Genomic DNA, 6,954 nt, shown 5'->3' on the forward strand with positions numbered 1-6,954 from the left:
ACACACTTAACATACACTACCATAAAACGATCTACGGCTGGATCCTCGGCATCCTGCCGGACGGGGTCGACGTGCGTGTCCACCCGACGCGGGCGGTGGACGTGACCGGCCAGCCGGACGGCGTGCAGCGGGTCTGGCTCGCCGACGGCCACGAGCCGCTGGTGGTCGACCTGGTCGTGCTCGCGCTGGGCCACCTGGACGCCGCGCCCGCGCCGGAGGAGGCCCGCCTCGCGCAGTACGCCCGCGAGCACGACCTCCGCTACGTCCCGCCCGCCTACACCGCGGACCTGGACCTGTCGGCCATCGAACCCGGGGAACCCGTGCTGCTGCGTGGTTTCGGGCTCGCGTTCGTGGACCTGGCCGTGCTGCTCACCGAGAGCCGGGGCGGCCGCTTCACCGCGCGGGGCTACGAGCCGTCCGGGCGGGAACCGATCCTCTACGTGGGCTCCCGCCGAGGGGTGCCCTACCACGCGAAACCGGAGTACCGCCTGCGCGGCGAGCGGCCCCAGCTGCCGAAGTTCTTCGGCCCGCCCGAGGTCGCCGACCTGCTGGCACGACCCGGCCGCCTGGACTTCCACGGCGACGTCTGGCCGCTGATGGCCAAGGAGATCGGCTGGGGCTACTACCACGAGCTGTTCACCGGGCACCCCGACCGCGTGCGACTGGACTTCGACGAGTTCGCCGACCGCTACGCCGCCCTGGACTGGGACGGAGCCGACCTGCGCGTCCTGGTGGCGAAGGCCGTTCCGGACGAGGACGACCGGCTGGACCTGGCGGCACTGGACCGTCCGCTGCGCGACCTCACCTTCCTGGACCGTGCCGCGCTGACCAGTCACGTATGCGCGTACATCCAGGCGGACCTCGTCCGCCGCGCGGATCCGTCGTACAGCGCGGACCTGGGCGCGTTCTACACGCTGCTGTCCGTCTTCGGCCAGCTGGCGCGGCTGGTGGGCGCGGGGAAGCTGCGCGCGGCGTCCCAGCTCGACGACGTGGACGGCTGGTGGTTCGGGTTCTTCAGCTTCTTCGCGAGCGGGCCGCCGGGACACCGGTTGCGGGAGCTGCTGGCGCTGGTCGAGGCCGGCGTGGTCCGGTTCGTCGGGCCGGACATGCGGGTCCGCGCCGAGGACGGGATCTTCGTGGCGGGCAGCCCGGCGGTCCCGGGCGAGATCCAGGCACGCACGCTGGTGGACGCGCGGCTCCCCGCCCCGAGCGTCCGGCGGGCGACGGATCCCCTGCTGCGAGCCATGTACGGGCGGGGTGAGCTGGCGGAGGAGGTTCTCCTCGACGCCGCGGCCGAGCACAGCACCGGCCGCATCCTGACCACCGAGGCCGGTCTGCTGGTGGACGCGACGGGCTGGCCCCACCCGCGCCGGTTCGCGCTGGGCCCGCACACCAGCTCGCGGGCTCCGGGTGCCTTCACGAGGCCCAACACGAACGCGGTCGGCTTCCGCCAGAACGACGCGGTGGCCCGCCACATCCTGGCCCAGTTCGGTTGAGCCGGCGTCTGTTCCCGGGGTTCCAGCATGCGGACTCCGTTGCCCGGGCCGCCGACCGTGCCTTGAATGGAGGGGCCAGGGGAGAAGGCGGTCGACATGATCCGGTTCTGGCGCCGGCGCCGCGCGTTGCCCGCGGCCCGTCTCGCGGTGGACGCGTGGGCGGTCCTGCGGTTCGCTCTGTCCTAACAGGAGGTTCAGTGCCCTCGATTGTCGCGTTAGCCGGTAGCCCGTCGACCGAGTCGCGGACGGTGGCGTTGCTCCGGCACATCGCGAGCCGCCTCGACCGCCACGACGTCGAGGTGATCCCGATCCGCGCCCTCCCGGCCGACGCGTTGCTCGGCGCGGACGCGAACGACCCCGCGGTCGGCGAGGCCGTCAAGAAGGTGGCCGACGCGGACGGCCTGATCGTCGCGTCGCCGGTCTACAAGGCCGCGTACTCGGGCGTGCTCAAGACGTTCCTCGACCTGCTCCCGGCGTCCGCGCTGGCCGGCAAGGCCGTACTGCCGATACTCACCGGCGGCGCGCCGGTCCACGCGCTGGCGCTCGACTACGCGTTGCGCCCCGTGCTCACCGCGCTGGGCGCCCGCCACGTCCTCACCGGCCTGTTCCTGATCGACAAGCAGATCGAACGCACACCGGACGGCGTCGTGCTCGCGCCCGACGTCCAGGCCAAGGTGGACGCCGCGGTGGCGGAGCTGGTGCCATGACACTCCACCTCGCCGTCGCACTGGAGGGCGCGGGCTGGCACCCGGCCGCCTGGCGCGAGCCCGACGCGCGCCCGAAGGAACTGTTCACCGCCCGCTACTGGACCGACCTCGTGCGCGAGGCCGAGGACGGCCTGCTCGACCTGGTCACGTTCGAGGACTCGTTCGGGCTCCAGTCCACCGACACCACCCGGGTGAGCGGACGCCTCGACGCGACGCTGATCGCGGCCGCCGTCGCGCCCCGCACGCGCCGGATCGGCCTCGTGCCAACGGTGATCACCACGCACACCGAGCCGTTCCACATCGCCAAGGCCATCGCCACGATCGACTACGCGAGCCTGGGCCGCGCGGGTGTCCGGGTCCGCGTCGACCCGCACCACACCGAGCACGTCGGCCGCCGGCCGGCACTGGAGGTCGACGACCTGCTCGACGAGGCCGCCGAGTACGTGGAGGTCGTGCGCCGGCTCTGGGACAGCTGGGAGGACGACGCCGAGATCCGCGACGCGGCCACCGGTCGCTTCGTCGACCGCGACAAGCTGCACTACATCGACTTCGCGGGCCGCTGGTTCAGCGTCAAGGGCCCGTCGATCACCCCGCGGCCGCCGCAGGGACAGCCGCCGGTCTTCGCGCTGGCACACGCCGCCCCGGTCCACCGGTTCGCCGAACGGACCGCGGACGTCGTGTTCGTGACCCCGCGCGACGCCGACGACGCGGCGGCGATCACCGCCCAGATCAGCGGCGTGCCCCACGTCTTCGGTGACCTGACGGTGTTCCTGGACGGCGCGGACCGGCTCGCCCGCCTCAACGACCGGGCCGAGTTCACCACGGACACCGCGGTGTTCACCGGCACCCCGGCCGAGCTGGCCGACCTTCTCCTCACGTGGCAGGAGAAGGGGCTCACGGGGTTCCGGCTGCGGCCCGGGACGCTGCCGCACGACCTCACGGCGATCACGCGAGGGCTCGTGCCGGAGCTGCGGAAACGCGGGGTGTTCCGGCGGACCTACGAGGACGGCACGCTGCGCGACCGGCTCGGCCTGCCACGGCCGGCGAACCGTTACGCGGCGACACAGGGGGCACGATGACCAAGCAGGTTCACCTGGCCGCGCACTTCCCGGGCGTCAACAACACGACCGTATGGAGCGATCCGGCCGCCGGCAGCCACATCGAGTTCTCGTCGTTCGAGCACTTCGCCCGCACGGCCGAGCGCGCGAAGTTCGACTTCCTCTTCCTGGCCGAGGGACTGCGGTTGCGCGAGCAGGGCGGCCAGATCTACGACCTGGACGTGGTGGGTCGCCCCGACACCTTCACCGTGCTGGCGGCGCTGTCCGCGGTGACCACGCATCTCGGCCTCGCCGGCACGATCAACTCGACGTTCAACGAGCCGTACGAGGTGGCGCGCCAGTTCGCCAGCCTCGACCACCTCTCCGGCGGCCGGGCCGCGTGGAACGTGGTGACGTCGTGGGACGCGTTCACCGGCGAGAACTTCCGCCGCGGCGGTTTCCTCGCGGAGGGCGACCGTTACCGTCGCGCCGAGCAGTTCCTGCACACGGCGTGGAAGCTGTTCGACTCGTGGCGCGGCGACGAGATCCTGGCGGACAAGGAGAGCGGCCGGTTCCTGGCCCAGCCGCGGCCCGGCGCGTTCACCCACCGCGACGACCACTTCGACATCGCCGGCCAGTTCAACGTGCCGCGCGGTCCGCAGGGCCGGCCGGTGATCTTCCAGGCCGGCGACTCGAACGAGGGCCGTGACTTCGCCGCCGCGACGGCGGACGCCATCTTCTCCCGGCACGGCACGCTCGAGGCGGGGCAGGAGTTCTACGCCGACATCAAGGGGAGGCTGGCCCGCTTCGGGCGGACACGCGACTCCCTGAAGGTGTTCCCCGCGGCCACGTTCGTGCTCGGCGACACCGACGCGGACGCCCGCGAGCAGGCCGCGATCGTGCGGCGCCAGCAGGTCAGCGGCCAGACCGCGATCAAGCTGCTGGAACAGGTGTGGAACCGCGACCTGAGCGCCCACGACCCCGACGGGCCGCTGCCCGAGGAGGACCCGTTGCCCGGCGAGCACACGGTGGCCAGGGGCCGGGCGAGCGTACGCATGAACAAGGATCCCCTTGCCGTGGCGCGGAAGTGGCGCGAGCTGGCGGCGGAGAAGAACCTGTCCATCCGCGAGCTGATGATCGAGGTCGGCGCGCGGCAGACGTTCGTCGGCGCACCGTCCACCGTGGCCGAACAGATCAACGACCTGGTGCAGCGGGACGCGAGCGACGGCTTCATCCTGGTGCCCCACATCACGCCCGGTGGTCTGGACGTGTTCGCCGACAAGGTGGTCCCGCTGCTGCAGGAGCGCGGCGTGTACCGCACGGAGTACGACGGCACGACACTGCGCGAGCACCTCGGCCTGCCGGACGCGAGCGGGAACGCGGCATGACCTACGGCGTGGTGCTTCCGGTCGGGCCGAACTCGCCCGGCAACGTCGTCGACTCGGCCGTGACGTTCGCGCGGGAGGCGGCTGCGGCCGGCATCCCGGCGGCGTGGTTGGGGCAGCGCTTCGACCTCGACGCGATCACGCTCGCCGGCATCGTGGGCCGCGAGGTGCCGGAGCTTGCCGTCGGCACGTCGGTGGTGCCGATCTTCGCGCGGCACCCGATCCTGGTGGCGAGCCAGGCGCAGACCGCGCAGGCGGCCGCGTCGGGTCGCCTCACCCTCGGCCTCGGCATCGGCGCGGAGGCGTTCGTCGAGCCGGTGTTCGGCGTGCCGTTCGAGCTGCCCATCCGGCGGCTGCGGGAGTTCCTCACCGCGCTGCGATCCATTGTGGACACCGGGACGGTCGACTTCGTCGGTGAGGCGATCATCGCGCGGACACCCATGCCGGCCACCGTGCCCGGTGGCTCGCCGCTGCCGGTCCTGGTCGCCGCCATGGCCCCGCAGGCGTTGCGCGTCACCGGCGAGCTGGCCGACGGCACGCTGACGAACCTGGCCGGCCCGAAGGCGTTGGCGGAGCACATCGTGCCCACGATCACCGCCGCCGGCGCGGGACGGCCGGCGCCGCGGATCGTCGCGGCGCTGCCGGCCGTCGTGACCGCGGACGTCGAGGCCGCCCGCGCGGCCGGCGCCGCGGCAACGGCCTTCTACCAACGGATCCCGTCCTACCAGCGGGTCATCGAGCTGTCGGGCGTGAGCGAGGCCGCGGAGCTGGTGGCCATCGGCGACGAGGAGACGGTGGCCGCCGAGGTGCGCCGCTACTTCGACGCCGGCGCGACCGAGGTGGTGTTCACGCAGACGGACCTGACCACGGCGGAGGACCGCGAGCGGACCTGGCGGCTCATCGGGGAACTGGCGAAGGCCTGACCGGCTCCCGCAGCAGGCCGGCGCGGGACCGGAACGCCGCGACGAGCACGAACGTCACGCTGATGAGCATGGCCCACGCGCCGAACTTCGCCGGGTCCACGAGCCGCCACGCCTGGAGCTGGTGCGGGTAGCGCCACGCGCCGAAGAACGTCGCGATGTTCTCCGCGAGCCACAGGAAGAATCCGATGAGGACGAACGACACCGCGAGCGGCATGCGGTGGCGGTGCGCGCCGACGGTGAAGTGCACGGTCGACCCCCAGGTGACGGCGACGAGCAGGCCGGCGAGCGGCCAACGCAGGTCCGGCAGCCAGTGGTGGGTGATGAGGTTGACGTAGACAGCGAACGCGGTCACCGCGGTGGGGACGGCGCGGTAGCCGGAGACCCGCAGGTCGAACAGCCGCCAGGCGGCCACGATGTAGCTGCCGACCGCCGCGTAGAGGAAGCCGCTGTAGAGCGGGACGCCGAGTACCTTCGTCACCGCCGGCTCCGGGTAGGCCCACGACCCCAGCGGCACCTTGACCAGCTCGAACACCAGCCCGACGAGGTGGAAGCCGGCGATGACCAGCACCTCCCTGCCGGTTTCCCACCCGACGAGCCAGAACACCGCGGTGACCGCGACGCAGTAGATCAGCAGCGCGTCGTAGCGCGCGATCGGCAGCGGCACGACCTTGGACAGCGCGAGCCCGCCGAACACGGCGACCGCGAAGGCGCAGCAGCGGGCCTCGATCCACGCGAAGCGCGGCAGTTGCGTGACGAGGAGTCTCATGGCCGGTGGACGTGCCTGCCTCGCGACGGTTGCTCAGCTCCCGGGTATCCGGCCGCACCGGTGGTCCAGCACGATTCTGTCGGTGCTCGGACCTACCCTGTCCGCATGAGCACTGGAATTGCCGCTGACCTGCACCGATACCTCCAGGAGAGCCGGGACTCGCTGCTCCGCTCGCTGACGGGCCTGTCGGAGTACGACGTCCGCCGCCCCATGACGCCGACGGCCACGAACCTGCTGGGGGTGGTGAAGCACCTGGTGGGGGTCGAGTTCGGCTACCTGGGCGACTCCGTCGGCCGCCCGGCGCCGGTGACGTTGCCGTGGAACGAGGACGGTTCTGTCTGGGAGAGCGGCGACATGTGGGCCAAGGCGGACGAGACGCGCGAGTACATCGTGGGGCTCTACCAACGCGCGTGGCAGCACTCGGACGAGTCGATCGAGGAGCTGCCGCTCGACGCGCCGGCGTCCGTGTCGTGGTGGCCGGAGGAACGTCGGGGTACGACTTTCGGGTCGTTGCTGGTGCGGGTGTTGCAGGATACGGCTCTGCTTGATGGGCTGGCTGTTGTGGTGGGCGAGATGATGGATGGGGGTGGGGGGCGGGATCGTGATGATGTCGGGGATGAGCGGTGGTGGGGTGAGTATG

7 protein-coding genes are annotated in these 6,954 nt (G+C 71.9%); 6 read left to right on the forward strand and 1 reads right to left on the reverse strand.

The window, feature by feature from the left end:
- The 5 genes from ACJ73U_RS04820 to ACJ73U_RS04840 all read left to right on the forward strand — a co-directional run.
- Nucleotides 1-1,496 (forward strand): FAD/NAD(P)-binding protein (locus tag ACJ73U_RS04820; RefSeq protein WP_407776294.1); only part of this gene is annotated, 1,496 nt, incomplete at its 5' end.
- A 197-nt stretch (nt 1,497-1,693) separates the two neighbouring features.
- Nucleotides 1,694-2,203: an NADPH-dependent FMN reductase gene (gene ssuE, locus ACJ73U_RS04825; RefSeq protein WP_407776295.1), complete on the forward strand. Its 510-nt coding sequence runs from the start codon at nt 1,694-1,696 to the stop codon at nt 2,201-2,203.
- Nucleotides 2,200-3,282, forward strand: coding sequence for an LLM class flavin-dependent oxidoreductase (locus ACJ73U_RS04830; RefSeq protein ID WP_407776296.1), 1,083 nt, complete (start codon nt 2,200-2,202; stop codon nt 3,280-3,282). The genes ssuE and ACJ73U_RS04830 overlap by 4 nt, the downstream gene beginning before the upstream one ends.
- Nucleotides 3,279-4,628 carry an NtaA/DmoA family FMN-dependent monooxygenase gene (locus tag ACJ73U_RS04835; RefSeq protein ID WP_407776297.1) on the forward strand — a complete coding sequence of 450 codons (1,350 nt, stop codon included), beginning with the start codon at nt 3,279-3,281 and terminating at the stop codon, nt 4,626-4,628. The genes ACJ73U_RS04830 and ACJ73U_RS04835 overlap by 4 nt, the downstream gene beginning before the upstream one ends.
- Entirely contained in the window at nt 4,625-5,548 is a 924-nt protein-coding gene (locus tag ACJ73U_RS04840) for a TIGR03564 family F420-dependent LLM class oxidoreductase (protein WP_407776298.1), read from the forward strand. The genes ACJ73U_RS04835 and ACJ73U_RS04840 overlap by 4 nt, the downstream gene beginning before the upstream one ends.
- Here the strand turns inward: ACJ73U_RS04840 and ACJ73U_RS04845 are convergent.
- Nucleotides 5,523-6,314: a DUF817 domain-containing protein gene (locus tag ACJ73U_RS04845; RefSeq protein WP_407776299.1), complete on the reverse strand. Its 792-nt coding sequence runs from the start codon at nt 6,312-6,314 to the stop codon at nt 5,523-5,525. The genes ACJ73U_RS04840 and ACJ73U_RS04845 overlap by 26 nt on opposite strands.
- A 105-nt stretch (nt 6,315-6,419) precedes the next feature.
- Here ACJ73U_RS04845 and ACJ73U_RS04850 point away from each other — a divergent pair.
- The coding region (locus ACJ73U_RS04850) for a DUF664 domain-containing protein (protein WP_407776300.1) at nt 6,420-6,954 on the forward strand (535 nt) is incomplete at its 3' end.

The sequence above is a fragment of the Actinophytocola sp. genome (genome assembly GCF_045807065.1).
Lineage (GTDB): Bacteria > Actinomycetota > Actinomycetes > Mycobacteriales > Pseudonocardiaceae > Actinophytocola.